At 29.7% G+C, this 19,653-nt stretch carries 13 protein-coding genes; 7 read left to right on the top strand and 6 right to left on the bottom strand.

Going from position 1 to position 19,653, the window contains the following annotated elements:
* Window positions 1–4: 4 nt before the first annotated feature.
* Window positions 5–1,879, top strand: coding sequence for a cytochrome-c peroxidase (locus H0I27_RS11510; protein WP_218730844.1), 1,875 nt, complete (start codon window positions 5–7; stop codon window positions 1,877–1,879).
* Window positions 1,880–2,040: 161 nt separating this feature from the next.
* On the opposite strand, the gene H0I27_RS11515 is transcribed toward H0I27_RS11510, so the two are convergent.
* Together H0I27_RS11515 and H0I27_RS11520 are read right to left on the bottom strand one after the other, a co-directional pair.
* Window positions 2,041–4,296, bottom strand: coding sequence for a glycoside hydrolase family 3 N-terminal domain-containing protein (locus H0I27_RS11515; RefSeq protein WP_254713083.1), 2,256 nt, complete (start codon window positions 4,294–4,296; stop codon window positions 2,041–2,043).
* A gap of 205 nt (window positions 4,297–4,501) precedes the next feature.
* A complete protein-coding gene (locus H0I27_RS11520) occupies window positions 4,502–6,718 on the bottom strand; it encodes a glycoside hydrolase family 3 protein (protein WP_254713084.1) in 2,217 nt (738 codons plus the stop codon).
* 303 nt (window positions 6,719–7,021) lie between these two features.
* On the opposite strand from H0I27_RS11520, the gene H0I27_RS11525 reads away from it, so the two are divergent.
* Window positions 7,022–9,088 carry a thioredoxin domain-containing protein gene (locus H0I27_RS11525; RefSeq protein WP_218730847.1) on the top strand — a complete coding sequence of 689 codons (2,067 nt, stop codon included), beginning with the start codon at window positions 7,022–7,024 and terminating at the stop codon, window positions 9,086–9,088.
* A 174-nt stretch (window positions 9,089–9,262) separates the two neighbouring features.
* Here the strand turns inward: H0I27_RS11525 and H0I27_RS11530 are convergent, their stop codons facing one another.
* Window positions 9,263–9,787 carry a YkgJ family cysteine cluster protein gene (locus H0I27_RS11530; RefSeq protein WP_068448536.1) on the bottom strand — a complete coding sequence of 175 codons (525 nt, stop codon included), beginning with the start codon at window positions 9,785–9,787 and terminating at the stop codon, window positions 9,263–9,265.
* A 189-nt stretch (window positions 9,788–9,976) separates the two neighbouring features.
* On the opposite strand from H0I27_RS11530, the gene argS reads away from it, so the two are divergent.
* The 4 genes from argS (at window position 9,977) to H0I27_RS11550 (ending at window position 14,297) form a co-directional block, all read left to right on the top strand.
* On the top strand, window positions 9,977–11,752 hold the full coding sequence (gene argS, locus H0I27_RS11535; RefSeq protein ID WP_218730848.1) for an arginine--tRNA ligase: 1,776 nt from the start codon (window positions 9,977–9,979) through the stop codon (window positions 11,750–11,752).
* Window positions 11,753–11,946: 194 nt separating this feature from the next.
* A complete protein-coding gene (lpdA, locus tag H0I27_RS11540) occupies window positions 11,947–13,335 on the top strand; it encodes a dihydrolipoyl dehydrogenase (RefSeq protein ID WP_218730849.1) in 1,389 nt (462 codons plus the stop codon).
* Between the two features lie 173 nt (window positions 13,336–13,508).
* A complete protein-coding gene (locus H0I27_RS11545) occupies window positions 13,509–13,883 on the top strand; it encodes a LysM peptidoglycan-binding domain-containing protein (protein ID WP_218730850.1) in 375 nt (124 codons plus the stop codon).
* 135 nt (window positions 13,884–14,018) lie between these two features.
* Window positions 14,019–14,297, top strand: coding sequence for a hypothetical protein (locus H0I27_RS11550; protein WP_218730851.1), 279 nt, complete (start codon window positions 14,019–14,021; stop codon window positions 14,295–14,297).
* Window positions 14,298–14,307: 10 nt separating this feature from the next.
* Here the strand turns inward: H0I27_RS11550 and H0I27_RS11555 are convergent, their stop codons facing one another.
* Window positions 14,308–15,792: a hypothetical protein gene (locus H0I27_RS11555; protein WP_218730852.1), complete on the bottom strand. Its 1,485-nt coding sequence runs from the start codon at window positions 15,790–15,792 to the stop codon at window positions 14,308–14,310.
* 149 nt (window positions 15,793–15,941) lie between these two features.
* Here H0I27_RS11555 and H0I27_RS11560 point away from each other — a divergent pair, with 149 nt between their 5' ends.
* Window positions 15,942–16,544 (top strand): hypothetical protein, encoded by a 603-nt coding sequence (locus tag H0I27_RS11560; RefSeq protein WP_218730853.1) that lies wholly within the window; start codon window positions 15,942–15,944, stop codon window positions 16,542–16,544.
* A gap of 287 nt (window positions 16,545–16,831) precedes the next feature.
* Here H0I27_RS11560 and rlmF read toward each other — a convergent pair whose 3' ends face one another.
* A complete protein-coding gene (rlmF, locus tag H0I27_RS11565) occupies window positions 16,832–17,686 on the bottom strand; it encodes a 23S rRNA (adenine(1618)-N(6))-methyltransferase RlmF (RefSeq protein WP_218730854.1) in 855 nt (284 codons plus the stop codon).
* A gap of 186 nt (window positions 17,687–17,872) precedes the next feature.
* Window positions 17,873–19,465 carry a bacillithiol biosynthesis cysteine-adding enzyme BshC gene (gene bshC, locus H0I27_RS11570; protein ID WP_218730855.1) on the bottom strand — a complete coding sequence of 531 codons (1,593 nt, stop codon included), beginning with the start codon at window positions 19,463–19,465 and terminating at the stop codon, window positions 17,873–17,875.
* Between the last annotated feature and the right edge of the window lie 188 nt (window positions 19,466–19,653).

The following is a 19,653-nucleotide window of genomic DNA, read 5'->3' on the forward strand; positions in this document are numbered from 1 at the left end:
CTAAATGAAAAAAATAAGCATTTTATGTATATTGCTTTTTAGTTGCTTTTTTATCTTGTCGGGTAAAAAAACAACCGTTTATAAAACAGATTCCATTTTAAAAAATATAGTTTTTGATCATACAAAAAATTTTTACAAGTTTCAAAAGGAAGTAAACTTATTAGATGATCTTACAAATAAAAATGCTCCCTTTAAAGATATAAAAAGCCAAGTAAGAAATACAAGATTAGCTTATAAGAAAATTGAATTTATTTTTGATTATTACCAAACATTTTACAATACTACTTATATAAACGGAGCTCCGTTACCAAAAATAAGTGAATATTTTGAAGCTACTAAAGTTATAAAACCAAATGGTTTACAAGCATTAGATGAGGCTATTTTTGAAGAAAATTCTTTAGAAAACAAACAACATATTAAAAAATTAGCTAATAAATTAAAAGAACGTGTAGATTTCCTTCTAAAAAGCCACTTACCAATTCAGTTAAAATCTAGTCAAATTATAGAGTCTATTCGCTCTGGAATGGTTAGAATTTTCACTCTAGGAATTACAGGCTACGACACGCCTGGTTCTGTAAATGGTCTAGAGGAAAGTTTAGTGAGTTTGCAAAGTATGAAAACCGCTTTTTTGCACTACAAGGAAGGAATAAATCCTAATGCAATTATTAAATTTCACCATATTAAAAGACTTTTTGAAAAAGGAGAAAATTCATTAAAATTAGAAAATAATTTTAATGAATTTGATAGAATGCTCTTTTTAAAAGAAGTCGTAAATCCATTATACGGTAACTTATTAGAGTTTCAAAACCTGAATAACATCACGCTTGAACCTTATAAAAAGCATGCTCAAAATTATAAAGTAAAAAATATATTTGATGCTAATTTTATAAACAGTGATTTTTACTCTGAATTAGTTTACTTACCTTTAGATAATAAAAAAACAATTAAATTAGGTAAGTTATTGTTTAATGATCCACAACTTTCTAATAGTGGTAAAATGTCTTGTTTAACTTGCCATGATCCAAATAAAGGGTTTGCAGATGGTCTACCTAAAAGTATATCTAATAAAAAAGGGGGCTTTGGAGCTAGAAATGCTCCAACCATATTAAACGCAGGTTATTCCACGGGTTACTTTTTAGACATGCGCGCTTCTAATTTAGAAACTCAAGTGGCTCATGTTATTGATAACCCCTTAGAGTTTAACACTACTTTTAACGCTATAATTAAAAAACTAAATAAAGATCCCAAATATCTAGCGTTGTTTAAAGATGCTTACAAAGGAATTACCAAACAAAATATCAACCAACGTTCTATAAGTAACGCTATTGCAGCTTATGTAAATTCTTTAAAATCCTTTAAGAGTCCATTTGATAGGTATGTAAGAAATGAAACAACAAAATATCCTGAAAATGCAAAACGAGGTTTTAATTTATTCATGGGAAAAGGAACTTGTGCTACGTGCCATTTTGCTCCAATTTTTAACGGAACTACACCTCCCTTTTATTTAGAATCAGAGTCTGAAGTTTTAGGTATTACACAGGGTTTTGATTCTATAAACCCTAAATTAGACACAGACTTAGGGCGTTATAATAATGGCCTTATAGGCGATAAACAACCTTATTTTAAAAATTCTTTTAAAACGGTTTCTATTAGAAATGCAGATTTAACAGCCCCCTACATGCACAATGGTTTATTTTATACTTTAGAAGATGTTTTAGAGTTTTATAACTTAGGCGGTGGAGAAGGAATGGGAATAAAAGTAAAAAATCAAACACTTTCTAACGCACATTTAAATTTATCGAAACAAGAAATTAATGATATTATCGCTTTCATAAAAACGCTTTCAGATACATCTGACTTTACAACCAATAAGAGTTAAAGACTCCATTTTAAAATAATTATGTGTCTTTTATTTTAATACATTATAATTTTACGACTCTTAATCTGGTATAAATATTTCCCTAAACAGAAGCTAGGGAAATAATATATTAAATATCTCTTTTGCTACCACAAAGAACCATTGAACCTAACTTTTAATATTTACTTTTTAAGAGAAAATGATGTTTTTAAACCTTCTGATGCATTTGGTCCAACCCAAATATTAAACACTCCTTCTTCTGCTGCTTTTATCATTTTATGATTGACAAACTCTAAATCTTTAGCCGAAATTTTAAAAGTAACTTCTTTTGTTTCTCCACTTTTTAAGAATACATGCTCAAATCTTTTTAACTCTTTAACAGGTCTAGTAATGCTGCCAACAACATCTTGTATATAGAGTTGTGCTATTTCTTTACCGTCATTTTCACCTGTATTTGTAATGGATACCTTAATCTCTAAATCTTCATTAAAGTTAATGATCTCTTTAGATATAGAAATATCCGCATATTTAAAAGTTGTGTAGGTTAAGCCATAACCAAAAGGAAAATGAGGTGTAAAACCGACATCTAAATAATGAGAATCATTACCCAGTGAACTTTGCCATGCAGCAATAGGGATTTTATCCATCGGAATAAAATTAATGCTATCCGCAGGTCTTCCTGTATTTTTATGATTGTAAAAATACGGGAGTTGACCAGCTGTTTTTGGCCAAGAAACAGGCAATCTTCCTTCAGGAGATTTTATTCCATGTACAATTTCATACAAAGCCTCACCTCCCATTGTTCCGGGGTGCCATGCCATTAAAACAGCATCTATTTTATCTATAATATTTGTAATGGTAATGGGTCTACCTGCCATAATTACTAAAACAATAGGTTTTCCTGTTTTAGCCAATTCGTTAATTAATTCTTCTTGAGCTCCTGGTAAATTAATGTTTGCTCTACTATGTGCTTCACCAGATAAAATTGCTTCTTCTCCTCCAAAAAATAAAATAACATCAGATTTTTCTGCGTTATTTATAGCTTCTTTAAACCCTTCTGTAGAGACATCTCTACTATGCCCTAATCCTTTTGCGAACGTAAAATTTGTATTCGCTTCTTTGTATGTATCTAAAGGTGTATTGGTGTGTTCTTTTTTACCATCAAAAGCCCAAGTTCCTAATTGTTCGTGTGGTGCATTTGCCAAAGGTCCAATAATTGCAATATTTGTTTTCTCCGAAAGAGGTAAAATAGAATTCTTGTTTTTTAACAACACCGCACTTTCAATCGCTGCTTTTTTAGCCTCTTCTAGATGACTTTCTGCATACAAGTTACCCGTATGTTCTTTGTTTCTATGCGGATTTTCAAAAAGACCAAGTCTAAATTTAATTCGTAGAATATTACGTACAAATTCATCTAATTCTTCTATAGTTACCTTTTCTTCTTCAATCAATTCTTTTAAATGGTTTTCGTAAGCTTCACTATTCATTTCCATGTCCAACCCTGCTTTCGCAGCTAATTCTGCAGCATGTTTTTCATCACTTGCAAAACCATGAGCAATCATTTCTGTAACCGAATCCCAATCACTTACTACAAAGCCATCAAATTGTAATTCTCCTCTTAAAACATCCTTTAATAGAAACTCATGTCCTGTTGCTGGAATTCCGTTTATTTCATTAAAAGAACTCATTACAGTTGCAGCACCAGCATTTATAGCTGCTTTAAATGGTGGTAAATAAATGTTTCTTAAAAGAGGTTCACTTAAATTAACCGTGTTATAATCTCTACCTCCAATGGCAGCTCCATAGGCAATATAATGTTTTGCAGAAGCCGCAATTCTGTAGGGGTTGCTTAAATTATTTCCTTGAAAACCTTTAATATAAGCAGCACCTAAAACGGTTGCTAAATAAGGATCTTCTCCTGGAGACTCTGCAATTCTTCCCCATCGGCTATCTCTTGCAATGTCTAACATTGGGGCAAACGTCCATCGTATACCTGATGACGTAGCCTCAAAAGCAGCTATTTCAGAAGATTTTTCTACTATTTGTGTATTCCAAGTAGCAGCTAATCCCAATGGAATTGGAAAAATAGTTTTAAAACCATGAATTACGTCTCTACCAAAAATTAATGGAATTCCGTTTGGACTCTCTTCAACCGCGATTCTCTGTAATTCATCTACATAGTCTAAATTCATAATGTTTAAAAAAGCACCAACTTCTCCTTTTTTAACAGCTGTTATTAATTTTTCTGGAAGTTCATTTTCTGTACTGTGCATACCTCTTAAATTGGTTTGCCCTATTTTTTCTTCTAAAGACATTTTAGAGAGTAATACTTCAATCTTTGCTTCATGCGTTGTGTCTTCTGCAGAAGACAACTTCTTGTTTTCTTTACAACTTATAGTTGTTACCAATAACAGTAATAAAAGGAATGTTTTTTTCATAATATTATTCATTTTGTTGGTTTATTTTCTATGAAAAAAGTATTTTTTGCGTCTTTAATTCATAAAAATTACAAAGGCTACTTCTTACTTTCTCTTTAGTTATGTCTACATTTTTAGTAATTATATAAAGAGTGACTCATTTTTTACTAAAAAAAAGCAGTACAAAATTAAATTCATACTGCTTTTCCACTTTAATCAACTCAAATTAAAACAAATCAAATTTTATCTTTTTCACAATATTATTGGATGCGTTACCTACGTATAAATAATAAGTTCCTTCCTCTACAGTCCAATCTGAAATTTCTGGATTATAATAGGCTAATGTGGATGCATCAATAGTAATTGTACTCGTTTTTTTAGTTCCTTTATCTAAATAAATTTTCGAAAATCCTTTTAATTCTTTTAAAGCTCTTTCTACTTTAGATTTATGTTTACCAACATATACTTGTACAACTTCTGCTCCTGCTCTATCTCCGGTGTTTGCAACATCAAAAGTTATTTTTATTTGATCATTCTTAGCATATTTTATTTGATCGATTTTTACATCAGAAATTTTAAGATCAGTATAAGATAAACCAAATCCGAAAGCATATTGAGGTTTTATTTTTCGGGTATCAAACCATCTATATCCGACTAAAATACCTTCGCTATAATTTTGATTAACGCCATCTCCTGGGTAGGATATTTGTCCGAAAGCATGTGCTGCATTGTCATTTAATTCTTTTGGAAAAGAAAAAGGAAGTTTCCCGGAAGGGTTTATATCTCCACTAACAACATCTGCTATTGCATGACCAGCCATACTACCCAAATACCAAGTTTGTAAAATTCCTTTTGTTTTAGAAATCCAAGGCATTTTTACCGCATTTCCTGTAACCAATAACAAACCTAAGTTTTCATTAACTTTTTGAATTCCATTTATTAATTTTTCTTGTCCGTAAGGCAAATCAAAAACTTTTCTATCATCTCCCTCACTATCTTGGTGATGACTTTTATTTAAACCGCCCACAAAAAGAACGATGTCAGCTTTTTTTGCAACTTCAATTGCTTTTACATACAAAGAATCTTGGTCTAAATTAGCTGGTAAAATTTTATCATAAACAGAGGCACCAGACTCATAGCCCATTGTATGAATAATCGTTGCATTTTTGTATCGTTCTTTTATCCCTTGCAAAGGAGAAATTTCAAAAAGCGGTTTTAATTGAGAAGATCCTCCACCTTGTGTCATATCTCTTGTTGCATTTTCTCCAATAACAGCAATTGTAATTCCTTTTTTATCCTGAATAGGAAAGAAATTATCTTCATTTTTTAACAAAACAATTCCTTCTGTTGCTACCTTTCTAGCAACTTCTAGATGCTTATCTGTATTCAATTTCCCTAAAGTTCTATTCGGGTTTAAGTTTGTACGATACATCAACCTTAATATTCTACGTACTTTATTGTCTACCAAATCTTCACTTAACTCCCCATTTTTTATCGCTTTTAAAAACGGATTTGCTAAATAATAATGTTGATAATGATTATTGGTTGTAGTTCCCAAACCGTCTGTTCCTGTCCCCATTTCCATATCTACACCATATAAAGCTGCTTCTTTGGTAGAATGTACAGAACTCCAATCGCTAATTACAACTCCATCAAAGCCCCAATCTGTTTTTAAAATTTTATGTAAAATTTTATTATGGGTAGTGTACTGACCTCTAAATTTATTATAAGCGCCCATTAATGCCCAAACATTTCCTTTTTGCACCGCTGCTTTAAATGCTGGTAAATAAATCTCATGCAATGCTCTATCACCTACTTCTACATTAATTTTATCTCTTAAATACTCTTGATTATTTAGAGCAAAATGTTTTACACAAGCGGCAATACCATTGTCTTGAACCCCTTTAATATAAGGAACTACCATCATAGAAGCTAAAAAAGGATCTTCACCTAAATATTCAAAATTTCTACCATTCATGGGCGTTCTATAAATATTTACACCAGGACCTAATAAAACCTCTTTTTCTCTATATTTTGCTTCTTCACCTAAACTAAAACCATAATTCTCTGCTAATTCTGGATTAAAAGTTGCCGCCAAACATGTAAGTGCCGGAAAAGCAGTAATAGCATCATTGGTCCACCCTGCATTCTCCCAAGCATCCCAACTAATTTCTTCTCTAACTCCATGTGGTCCATCAGACATCCAAACTTCTGGAATTCCTAATCTTGCAACTCCTTTAGTACTAAATTTAGACTGCGCATGTGTCATTGCTACTTTTTCTTCTAAAGTTAAAACAGCAATAATACTATCTATTTTGGCTTCTATAAACGCAGTAGAAACTTCATTTTTCTCTAATTGAATTTGTGGTATTTTATCTTGTGCTTTCGTATATGAAATCTGTAAGCACAAAACAAAAACGAATACAGAAATATTTTTTTTCAACGCTAGTCTCATATTTAAAGTTTATTTAATTGTTTACTATTTTTGATAAAACTACTATTTAACTAAATATATGAATAAAACTATTTGAACTAAGATTAAAACATTTGTTGCAATTACTACCTTAACACCCCATTTTATAAGGCAATAACACATATGAGTTACTTGATGCTTTAGATTTTGCATCAAAAGAGTTTTTTAAATTAGAGTTTTATAATACTTTAGTTCTATTGATATTTTAATTTAATTTTTAATAAAAATAAAAGCTTGAGACTCATTACTAAAACCTTATCCTATTTATGTATAATGCTCTGTTTAAGTTGTAACAAAGACAGAAAAACAGCTAGTCAAAATGAATTAGCCAATGAAACGAGTCCTTATTTGTTACAGCACGTAAACAATCCTGTAAATTGGAAAGCTTGGAATGATAAAACTTTACAACTTGCCAAAGACGAGAATAAGCTAATTATTATTTCTATTGGCTATTCTGCTTGCCATTGGTGTCATGTTATGGAAGAAGAGAGTTTTGAAAATGATTCTATTGCCCAAATAATGAACGAAAACTTTATTAATATTAAAGTTGATAGAGAAGAAAGACCAGATGTAGATAATGTGTATTTAAATGCCGTACAATTAATGACTGGTAGTGGTGGCTGGCCACTTAACTGTATAGCATTACCAGATGGAAGACCCATTTTTGGAGGAACTTATTTTACAAAAGAACAATGGCAAGAAATTTTATTAAACATCTCTAAACTGTATAAAGAAACTCCAGAAAAAGCTATAGAATTTGCAGCAAAACTTACAGAAGGTTTACAACAATCAGAATTAATTACATTAAAAGAAGACAAAGCCGAGTTTACAGATACAGAACTAAAAAAAGCAGTTTTAAAATGGCAACAAGACTTTGACACTATTTATGGTGGTGAAAAAAGTGATATTAAATTCCCAATGCCAAATTCTTATGAGTTCTTATTAAGGTACGGTTATCAATTTGAAGATGAAGGTGTAAAAAAACATATAGAAACTACCTTAACAAAAATGGCTTTTGGTGGAATTTATGACCACATAAATGGTGGTTTCTCTAGATATTCTACGGATAAGAAATGGCACATTCCACATTTTGAAAAAATGCTTTATGACAATGCTCAACTTGTTAGTTTGTATGCCAAAGCTTATCAAAATGATAAAAAGGAGTTATACAAGACGACGATTGAAGAAACTTTAGATTTTGTAAATCAAGAATTAACAGATAAAAATGGAACGTTCTTTTCTTCTTTAGATGCCGATAGTAAAAACATAGAGAATGAATTAGAAGAAGGTGCTTATTATTATTTTACAAAACAAGAATTGCAAGATTTAATTACTGATGATTACGCTCTGTTTGAAGATTATTATAATATAAATGATTTTGGTCTATGGGAAAAAGACAGATATGTTTTAATCAGAAATTCTACCAATGTAGCTTTTGCAAACAAACATAAAATAAGAACGGACGCACTTTCAATTAAAATTAAAAACTGGAAAACAATTCTTAAAAAAGCAAGAAAACAAAAAGTAAAACCAAATTTAGACGATAAAGTTTTAACCTCTTGGAATGCCTTAATGATAAAAGCGTACCTAGATGCTTATAAAGCTATAAAAAACGAAGATTATTTAAAAGCCGCACTTAAAAATGCAAATTTTATTTTAAACAATCAATTGCAAAAAGACGGAAATCTGCATCGAAATTACAAAAATGGAAAAAATACTATTAATGCATATTCCGAAGATTATGCTACGTTAATAGATGCCTTTATCAATTTATATGAAGTAACTCTTGATGAAAAATGGTTAACAACATCTAAAAAATTAATGGACTTTACTTTAGCCAATTATAAAAATACAGAAAACAATATGTTTTATTTTGCTTCTAATAAAAGTAAAAAATTAATATCTAGAAAAGTAAAAGTTGATGATAATGTAATTGCTTCTCCTAATTCTATTTTAGCTAACTGTTTGTTTAAGTTGAGCCTTTATTATTACGATACAAATTACACTAAAATGGCAAAACAAATGCTTCATAATATGCACAATCACATTTTAGAAAGTCCTACGGGTTTTAGTAATTGGTTAAATTTAATGACCAATTATACCAAACCATTTTATGAAGTTGCAATTGTAGGAAATGAAGCACAAAATATTAAAAATGAGTTATTAGATCATTATATACCAAATATTATAATTGTAGGTTCTGCAAATGAAAATGAAAGTGTTCCTCTATTAAAAGATAAATTTGTAGAAGATGAAACTTACATTTACGTCTGTAATTTAGGTACTTGTAAATTACCTCAAAAAGAAACTAATAAGGCCATTGAGCTCATACAGAAATAATATACAAAACTAAAAAAACCATCTCGTTTAAGATGGTTTTTTGTTATGCTAACTAATTCAAATAATTTACACAATGAAAACAGTTTACTACGTTGCCTTCATTTTAATATAACCAACTTCTGTGCCAAAAAATATTTGAATTTTATTTTTAGATATATTTAACAATTCCCCTAATTAACTCCTTCTTTTTTTCACTTTAGAAACCATAGGTACTGCTTTTTTTAATGCTTCTACAATAGAATAAGCAGCAGGACAAATAGCTGTATTTGCAACCGTTAAATCAGATATATTTATAAACTTCTTTCTATTTGTATGCGGATATTCTGAACAAGCTTTTGGGCGAACATCATAAATAAAACAAGTATTATCAGATTCATCAAAGAAAGAACAAGGTGCTGTTTTTAACACCATAAAATCATCTTCATCTCTTTCTAAATATTGCTCTGTAAAACCGGCAACTTTCATTTTTAAATGCTTAGAAATACGTTCTACATCTTTATCCGTAAAAATAGGACTTGTAGTTTTACAACAATTTCCGCAGGTTAAACAATCTGTTTTTTTAAATTCTGCATCATGCAATTCTTGTACAACGTAATCTAAATTTTTGGGCGTTCTTTTCTTAAGCGTCGCAAAGTACTTTAGACTTTCCTTTTTAGCTTCTTCTGCTAATTTTGGTAATTGTTCTAGACGTTTTTCCATTGTGCAAAAATACAATTTAATAGTTTAAAACAAGATTTCTAAAAAAAGGTTTCATAATTATCTTACACATCAATTACTTCTATTTTATCACTTAAAATTCATCTAATTTAAACTTGTAAATCTTTAATTGTGAAGGCTTGAATCTTTTAATCTTTTAACGTAATTTTGCATTTCAATTTTCGATACTAAATGAGCATTCAAAACATTATAGAAACCAAAGTAAAAGAAGGGTTTTTAGCACTATACAATATAGAGATTCCAACAGTAGAATTTCAGGCAACAAGAAAAGAATTTGAAGGAGATATTACAGTAGTAGTATTCCCTTTATTGCGATACAAAAAAGGAAATCCTGTACAAATTGGTGAGGATTTAGGTAAATATATAGTAGAAAATGTTGCCGAAATAACCAATTACAACGTAGTAAAAGGTTTCTTAAATCTAGTAATTGACGATAGTTTTTATACTAACTTTTTCAATTCTATTTATCCTGATTCTAGTTACGGTATGGTTTCGCCAAAGGCGGATGAAAAAGCGGTGATGGTAGAATACTCTTCTCCAAATACCAACAAACCTTTACACTTAGGGCACGTTCGTAACAATTTATTAGGATATTCTGTTGCAGAAATTATAAAAGCTGCCGGTAAAAAAGTCTATAAAACACAGATTATTAACGACAGAGGTATTCATATATGTAAATCTATGTTGGCCTGGGAAAAGTTTGGGCACGGAGAAACTCCTGAATCTTCAGGTTTAAAAGGTGATAAATTGGTTGGTAATTACTACGTAAAATTCGACCAAGAATATAAGAAAGAAATTGCGCAATTAATTGCGGAAGGTAAAACAGAAGACGAAGCTAAAAAAGAAGCTCCTTTATTTGTAGAAGCACAACAAATGTTGTTGAAATGGGAAGCTGGAGATGAAGAAGTTGTTGCTCTTTGGAAAGAAATGAACTCTTGGGTATATGCTGGTTTTGAGGTTACTTATAAAAGTATGGGGGTAAATTTTGACACTTTATATTATGAAAGTAACACCTACTTATTAGGAAAGGATGTAGTTGCACAAGGTTTAGAAAAAGGTGTTTTCTACAAAAAAGAAGACGGTTCTGTTTGGTGTGATTTAACCGAAGATGGATTAGACGAGAAAATCGTTTTGCGTTCTGATGGAACAGCTGTTTATATGACGCAAGATATTGGTACCGCTATACAACGTGTAAAAGATTATGCAGATGTTGGTGGAATGGTGTATACGGTTGGAAACGAGCAAGATTATCATTTTCAAGTATTGTTCTTAATTTTAAAGAAATTAGGATTTGATTGGGCAAAACAATTGCATCATTTAAGTTACGGAATGGTAGATTTACCTTCTGGTAAAATGAAATCTAGAGAAGGAACTGTTGTAGATGCAGATGATTTAATGGATGAAATGACGGCAACTGCCAAAGAAATTTCTGAAGAATTAGGAAAACTAGACGGTTATTCTGATGAAGAGAAAAACGAATTATACGAAACCATTGGTTTAGGTGCTTTAAAATACTTTATTTTAAAAGTAGATCCTAAAAAGAGAATTTTGTTCGACCCAAAATCTTCTGTAGATTTTCAGGGAAATACAGGCCCTTTTATTCAGTATACCTATGCTAGAATTCAGTCTATAATTAGAAAAGCAGATTTTGATTACTCACAACCTGTAAAGACAGAATTACACGAAAAGGAAAAAGAATTACTAAAACAATTAGAATTGTATCCTGAAACGGTACAACAAGCTGCTGCCAATTATTCGCCAGCAATTATTGCAAATTATACATACGATTTGGTAAAAGAGTTTAATTCTTTCTATCAGAATGTACACATTTTAGGAGAACAAGATTTAGATAAAAAAGCTTTTAGAGTTCAATTGTCTAAAAAAGTAGCTGATACTATAAAATCTGCATTTTTATTATTAGGAATTAAAGTTCCGGAGAGAATGTAAATTAGTTGAATCTTACATTGGCTGTAAGACCAAAAGTTAGTAAATTAGCAAGCGTTAGGGATTGAAGTGGCATCCTTTTGCTTTTTTAGCAAAAGATACAACGGAAAGCCTGTTAAAACGCCCAACTTCTGGATACGATTTAAAAAAATCACTAGAAGTAACATAGATAAAAATAAAAAGTTAAATATACAATTATGAAATACGACATCATTATTATTGGAAGTGGACCTGGAGGTTATGTTACAGGTATTAGAGCTTCTCAATTAGGCTTTAAAGTTGCCATTGTAGAGAAAGAAAGCTTAGGTGGAATTTGCCTAAACTGGGGATGTATACCTACAAAAGCATTGTTAAAATCTGCACAGGTTTATGATTATTTAAAGCATGTTGACCAATATGGTTTAAAAGCAGAAGCTATTGATAAAGATTTTGATGCTGTAATTAAAAGAAGTCGTGGTGTTGCTGAAGGAATGAGCAAAGGTGTTGCTTTTTTAATGAAGAAAAACAAAATTGATATTATTAACGGTTTTGGTAAAATTAAAACTGGTAAAAAAGTAGATGTTACTGCCGAGGATGGAACCGTAACTGAATATAGTGCAGACAATATTATTATTGCTACAGGCGCACGTTCTAGAGAATTACCTAATTTACCTCAAGATGGTAAAAAAGTAATTGGTTATAGACAAGCAATGAGTTTACCTACGCAACCAAAATCTATGATTGTTGTAGGTTCTGGAGCAATTGGTGTTGAGTTTGCTCACTTTTATAATTCTATGGGAACTGATGTTACTATTGTAGAATTTATGCCTAATGTAGTACCAGTTGAAGATATTGATGTTTCTAAACAATTTGAAAAATCAATTAAAAAAGCAGGTATTAAAGTAATGACAAATTCTTCTGTAGAATCTGTTGATACTTCTGGTGAAGGTGTTGTTGCTACTGTAAAAACTAAAAAAGGAGAGGAAACTTTAACGGCTGATATCTTATTATCTGCAGTTGGAATTAAATCTAACATTGAAAACATTGGTTTAGAAGATGTTGGAATTATTGTTGACAGAGATAAAATCTTAGTAAACGATTTTTACCAAACAAACATACCTGGTTATTATGCTATTGGTGATGTGGTTCCTGGACAAGCTTTAGCACACGTTGCTTCTGCAGAAGGAATTACTTGTGTAGAGAAATTAGCTGGTTTACATACAGAGCCAATCGATTACGGAAACGTACCGGGTTGTACGTATGCTACTCCAGAAATTGCATCTGTTGGTATGACTGAAGCAAAAGCTAAAGAAGCTGGTTACGATTTAAAAGTTGGTAAATTTCCATTTTCTGCATCTGGTAAAGCAACTGCATCTGGAGCTACAGAAGGTTTTGTAAAAGTAATTTTTGATGCAAAATACGGAGAATGGTTAGGATGCCATATGATTGGTGCTGGTGTTACAGATATGATTGCTGAAGCAGTTTTAGGACGTAAATTAGAAACTACTGGTCATGAAGTTTTAAAAACAATTCACCCTCACCCAACCATGAGTGAAGCAGTTATGGAAGCTGTTGCTGACGCTTATGATGAAGTGATTCATTTATAAAATATAGATTATTAGATTTGTAGCACATTAGAAATACGAATCTGACAGAAAAAAGTAATATTATTTACGATAGTTTAATTCTAACGATAAAAACAGTACTTTTATCGAAAACCGAAGCTTCTTGCTTCGGTTTTTTTGTATCTTTAAAGTATTAACGATAACTAAAAAATAAAATGAAAACAAAATATCAAAGTGTATTAGATTTAGGAGAACAATTAGCAATTGAAAACGGTGATGTAAAAGAAGAAAATGGTGTTTTACACTTAACAGGTACTGCAAAAAACCAATATGAAAAAAACCTTCTTTGGGATAAAATAAAAGAAGTAGGTGGTGATAACCCTACAGATATACAAGCAAATATTGAAGTTGCTGATACTTCTATTTTTGCATCTCATACTGTAAAAAGTGGAGATACTTTAAGTAAAATATCTAAAAAATATTACGGAAAGTCTGGAAAATACAATGTTATTTTTGAAGCTAACACAAATATTTTAACGAATCCTGATGCCATTCAAATAGGTCAAGAATTAGTGATTCCTAATATCTAGACATAAACGAATCATATTTAAACCGAAGCAAGTTGCTTCGGTTTTTTTGTTTTTATTAATTGATAAAAAAACAGTATTAAAAAACAAACTAAATTTCTTTGGTTATATATATCTTTGAGATTATAAAAACAAAAAATGAGTTCTAAAAAATCTGCAAAATCTAAGAAAGACAACTTTATAGAGTATTGGGAAGCAAAGAGAAATAATAGAGTTAAATACGCACTGCTACAAAGTCTTTATTTTGCAATTCCTTTTGGTATTGTTTTTCAATTACTAGAAAGTGTACAAGGTTTTTTAACCCTGCAATTCGTTTCTAAAGTACTTACTATTTTTTGCGTTTATTTCCTTCTATCTTATTATGTTTCTTTTACTATTTATGAAAAAAAATATAAAAAGTTAAAAAAACAATCATAGATTTAAGCTGTTAAATCAAAGAATTTTGTAGTCCTTTTTCAACATTTATCCAAAAAAAATTCCAGAAAGATTTTGTGGTATCTCTTTCTACATTTTCAGTTTCTACCTTTACAATTCCGTTTTTAGAAGAATCTTTTATAAATAGATTTGCCAACCAACTTAGCACTTTATTTTTGGTTTTGTCTTTGTCTAAAACTTTAATGTTAAAGTTTTTAAAATCTAAATTTAACTTCCCATTAGAGGTAAAATCATTTCCTTCAAAATCGAAATACATTTTATCTATATAACCATCCATTTTCACATTCATGGTAGGTAATAAAAAAGAACTCATGTTTTTTGAATTCACATCAAACAAACTTCCTGTTATTCTAAAATTATCATTTTTATTATTAATATCAAATGTCCACTCAATATCCAACGGACAATATTCCATAAAATTAGATTGAATCTTTGCAGTTGTTAACTTAGTAGCTTTATCACTACTATTATTTATATTACTTATTTGCGCCTGTAACTTGTCGAAAATTAGAATACCTGGTTTGTTGTTTTCAATTATATATTCTTCATAAACAATTTTAGAATTTTTAATATCTACATTTTTTACATCAATATTAAATGGTAAATTTCTAAGACTTTTACTATACAAATCCTTCCTTATATTTGGATGCTCTAAAACAGTTCCGTCTAAATATAAATTAAAAAAAACTTCATCAAATAAAATATGGTTTACAATGACGTGAAATTTTTCTTTTTCCACTATTTTTATATCAGAAATAACAACTTTTTCACTAAATAAAGTCATTAATTCTTTTTCTTGAGAAACATGATAGATATATTCTTCTCTCGACTTTAACGGCCTAATTTCTAAACTATCTAAGGTTAAATTGTCTTTTTCAAAATTTAATTTAGAAAATTTAACTTTCTGAACTTTAGAATACTGAGTTTCAAAATTACTCATTGAGATCTGTATATCATCATATAAAAAAGGAATCGTTTTATTTTGAGTATCATCCAACTCAAAACCATTCATTTCAAAAGAAATGTTTTGTACAATTAAAGGATAGTTATCATTCTTAATGATATCAATTTCTATATTCTCAAACTGAATATTGTCTATTTTTAAATCTAAAGGAGCTTTTTTCGATGTACTAGTACTCTCCTCTTTTTTAGTTTCTTTACTTATTAGCTTCCCTGTAATTTTAGAATTCAGCACTTTTAAATTCCCCACAGAAATTGATTTTTTTTTTACATATTGATAATAAGAAACATCTTCAATTTCTAATTTTTCTGTTGTAAATTGAAGACTATCTTTTACACTTGCTACATTCTTTAAAGTAATATTACCAAGTAATAAATTTACTGATACAGCATCATAACTTAATTGTTGTGTTTTTAAATAAGCATCTACTTTTTTTGTAACCCGATACTCCACAATTTTATAAATAGATAAAATAGATACGACTAGTAAAAATATTTTAAACGTTTTTTTATTCATGTGAGTTTGCTTTAAAACAAATTTAACATACTAATCTATTTTTTCTTACTCCAATGCACAAAAGAATGAACTCATACCATTCAATTTTATAAAAAAAGAAGAGTTGACTCAGTTTAGAATCTTATTTTTGTCACAAAAGAAATAATACATTGATTACTAATAAAAAACTATTCTTAAAAGAAACGCTAAAAGCATTATTAAAATTAATAATTGCAGGAATTCTTATTGGTGTTTTAAAAGAATATGACGCTATAATAGCAGGTATTTTAGTTCTAAAAATTATACATAACGTTTACAAGGAAATTATTCTGCCAAAAAAAAACAAGAACTGGTTATTATTAATAGGTATGCTATTAACTGGTTTTGGTGGTATTGTTGGTGAAACTTGGGGCGTTGCAAATGGTTATTGGGAATATCATGAAGTTACAAGAGAATTGCCTTTATGGTTGCCTTTTGCTTGGATGCTAGCTTTTCATTATTTGTATAAACTAGAACGCACTTTAATTCCTTTATTAAAAGAGAAAACTCAAAAAAACAAGGTTTTTCTGGCCATTTTACTGGCTTTAATTCTTCCTGCTTTTGGAGAAGTGATTACTATTTATTTAGGTGTTTGGACCTATTATTGGCCATATCAACTTTTTGGAGTGCCTTTATATGCCCTTATCTGTTTAGTTTTTGTACACATGTTGGTTTATACTCTTTTACATTTTATTTGTAAAAAGTATAAAATTAATGATGTGGTTTTTAACTAAATCTTTTTTGTCATTTCTAAATGAGCTAAATCTCATAAAAAATTACAACACCAATATTATTAAATCTTACAAAAAACACTTCAGTCCATCATGAGATTCCACTTCGTTCCTCATTCGGAATGACTAACTACATTCCGGTTCCCAATAACAACAAACCGAATATCATTTAAAAATTAGATTTTTTAGCAAGTGAGAAACCTCATAAAAAAAGGTTCAATCAATTTATAAATTGATTGAACCTTTTTTAAAAATATATTTTTCCTCTGAAAAAATTAAAGAACCTTTAATTAAAACCTCCAAGCAACAATTCTGGTTACTTTATTTCCTTGGTGCATCGGAATAATTTTGAATTCAACAGCCCCTAATTTTGCAGAAGACTTTTCTAAACTCTTTACGTTTTCTTTCTTAGAAACTAAACTAGTAAACCATTTACTACTTTTAGGAAACAAAGAACTTTCATATAAATAATTATGTAAAAAAGCTTTTTCTCCACCTACGTACCAAAGTTCATTGTTATTTCCGGCAAAGTTTCTAACAGCGTTATTACCTAAGTTTCTAGATTTTCTTCCATTAGCTCCTTGTGCTTCTTCTGCCGATTTGTAAAAAGGCGGATTACACATTGTTGCAGAAAATGAATCGGTATCTTTTAAAACTCCTTTTAAAATTTGCTCCTCATTTAATTGCTGACGTAATTCTATTTTATTTGTAAAATTATTATCATCCATAATATCTTGGGCAGTATCTAAAGAATCTAAATCGATATCTGTAGCAACAAAACTCCAATCATATTCTGCAATTCCTAATAATGGATAAATACCTGTAGCACCTGTACCGATATCTAAAATTTTAATATCTTTTTCTTCTGATAACAAATCTGCTAAGTGATGAATGTAATCTAAACGACCAGGTATTGGTGGACATAAATTTTTATCGCCAAAATTCCAAGTAGAAATTTTATCTAAAGAAAATAATAAAGCTTTATTCAATTCTTTTACTGCATCAGGGTTCGAAAAATCTATAGTAACAGTGTCAAATTGATTTTTAGCAACATATTGCTTTAATGCTGGGTTTATGGTAATTAATTCATCAAAGTTATAGCCTTTGTTGAATTTATTTTTTGGGTGTAATCCTTTGTCTTTCATTCTATTTGATGTAATTATTGTGTAAATAATTTACACAAATTTCACTGATTATAACAGCGTGTCAAAAGTAGGCTATATAAGCTGAATTTATAATGTAAGTTTTAAAAATTAAAAAAAATTTTATGAGATTTCTCAATTGCTAAAAAAAATCAGTGAAGCTCAGTAGCTTCTCTCATTTTACTAGTATTACAACTCTAAAATTGTAAACTCTAATTGCAATGGTTTTAATGCCATTTTTAATGCTTTTGTAAATGACGAACCATACTCTAAATAATATTCAGAAAAATTACGTTGACGTTCTTCTAAACTATGATTTGGTAAAATTTCATTTTGTAATAATGTAATTCTTTCTACTAAATCTTTTTGTCTTTTTTTCTCTGCTTTTAACAAACGCTTTTGTAAATTTTCTAAACCTTTAATTTGCTTTCTTTCTTGCGCATTTACAGCATTCACAAAAGAAACATCTGTTTGTTTAGCTACTTCTTTAAGTTCTAAAAATTGCTTTTCTAAAAACTGAATCTTTTCATCGAAGTTTACTTTTATATCAGAGTTTTCTTTCACTTTTTCAGATAATAAATCATGTTGATTTAAAAACAGTTCTTCTAAAGAAATATTTAATTTCTCTAATTTTTTTGCTTGTTTTTCTGATACTACTTGTACCGAATTACGCAATAATAAAATAGGAAATGGAATGGCTACTGCTTCAAAATAATCTTTTAATTCTAACCAATACGCCATCTCTCCTCCTCCTCCTAAATAACAAAGATTTGGTAAAATTACCTCTTGGTATAAAGGTCTCATAATTACGTTTGGCGAAAATGATTTTGGATTTTCATCTACTTCCTTTAAGATTTCAGCCTTAGAAAAAGTAATATCGGTATTGTTTACTTTGTAAACTCCTCTTTCTAAAATAATACGTTCTCTAAAATCATCACCCAAATAAAATAAATTAATTTCTCTTGGGTTTACTTGAATTTTATAATTCTTTTCTAAATCTGTAATTGTTTTAGAAACGGCTTTAAATGAAGTTTCATTTTCAAGTTCGTCTTTTACAATTGGGGTAAACAATTGTTTTAGACTAGTGTCATCTCCATCTATAATTATCAAACCATAATCGCTAAATAATTCGTTTGCAATATAACGAGTTGCATCCGCTAAGTTATTATGTTTTAAATATCCATCAGAAAATAACTCTTTTAGAAATTCAGCATTTTTAGAATGCCCTAAGTGTTCCGAAAAAACGTCAAAAACAGCAGCTAATCCTTCAGTAGAAAATCGTCCAACTGCTCCACCATCTTTTCGGTTCCAAAGCACTTTTTTTCCATCAAAATTAAAATAATTAATCTCTTCAAAATCATGATCTTCTGTCGCCATCCAATAAATGGGAACAAAATTTTGTTCAGGAAATTTTTCTGATAACTCTTCACACAAATTAATTGTTGAAAGAATTTTATATAAGAAATATAAAGGTCCTGTAAACAAATTTAATTGATGACCTGTAGTTACAGTAAATGTATTTTGCAACTTTAAGCTCTCTATATTTTCTTCCGTTTTTTTTGAAACATTAAATCCTTGATATTGATTTTTTAAAGCATCAACCAACACCAATCTAGATTGCAATCTAAATGATTTTTGCTTCTCCTCTATCTGACTATGAAAACCAGAAATATCAGGAAAATTATTATAAAATGGTTGTATAGACTCTTTCTTTTCTAAATAATCTAGCATTATCTTAGAAAAAAATCCTGTTTTTTGAAATGGTATCTGTGTTACTTTCATCTTAAATAACACTTTTTTGGCAACAATCAGATTCTGAAGTAGAATTCATTTAGTTTGATTAATTTTTGATAAAAATACGAATAATTTTTCCTTTGTCGTAAGAGCCAATCCAATCTAACAAAGTTTTAACAAGATAAAGAATCAATCTTCTGAAAAACAAAAAAATATATTCTTACTTTTGGTTTCCA

Origin of the sequence: Polaribacter sp. HaHaR_3_91 (assembly GCF_019278525.1) — a bacterium.
Lineage (GTDB): Bacteria > Bacteroidota > Bacteroidia > Flavobacteriales > Flavobacteriaceae > Polaribacter.

Coding starts and splice junctions, on each gene's coding strand:
- H0I27_RS11525 (WP_218730847.1), top strand. CDS start 7,022: ATGCTCTGTTTAAGTTGTAACAAAGACAGAAAAACAGCTAGTCAAAAT.
- H0I27_RS11510 (WP_218730844.1), top strand. CDS start 5: ATGAAAAAAATAAGCATTTTATGTATATTGCTTTTTAGTTGCTTTTTT.
- H0I27_RS11545 (WP_218730850.1), top strand. CDS start 13,509: ATGAAAACAAAATATCAAAGTGTATTAGATTTAGGAGAACAATTAGCA.
- rlmF (WP_218730854.1), bottom strand. CDS start 17,686: ATGAAAGACAAAGGATTACACCCAAAAAATAAATTCAACAAAGGCTAT.
- H0I27_RS11515 (WP_254713083.1), bottom strand. CDS start 4,296: ATGAAAAAAACATTCCTTTTATTACTGTTATTGGTAACAACTATAAGT.
- argS (WP_218730848.1), top strand. CDS start 9,977: ATGAGCATTCAAAACATTATAGAAACCAAAGTAAAAGAAGGGTTTTTA.
- lpdA (WP_218730849.1), top strand. CDS start 11,947: ATGAAATACGACATCATTATTATTGGAAGTGGACCTGGAGGTTATGTT.
- H0I27_RS11530 (WP_068448536.1), bottom strand. CDS start 9,787: ATGGAAAAACGTCTAGAACAATTACCAAAATTAGCAGAAGAAGCTAAA.
- bshC (WP_218730855.1), bottom strand. CDS start 19,465: ATGAAAGTAACACAGATACCATTTCAAAAAACAGGATTTTTTTCTAAG.
- H0I27_RS11555 (WP_218730852.1), bottom strand. CDS start 15,792: ATGAATAAAAAAACGTTTAAAATATTTTTACTAGTCGTATCTATTTTA.
- H0I27_RS11550 (WP_218730851.1), top strand. CDS start 14,019: ATGAGTTCTAAAAAATCTGCAAAATCTAAGAAAGACAACTTTATAGAG.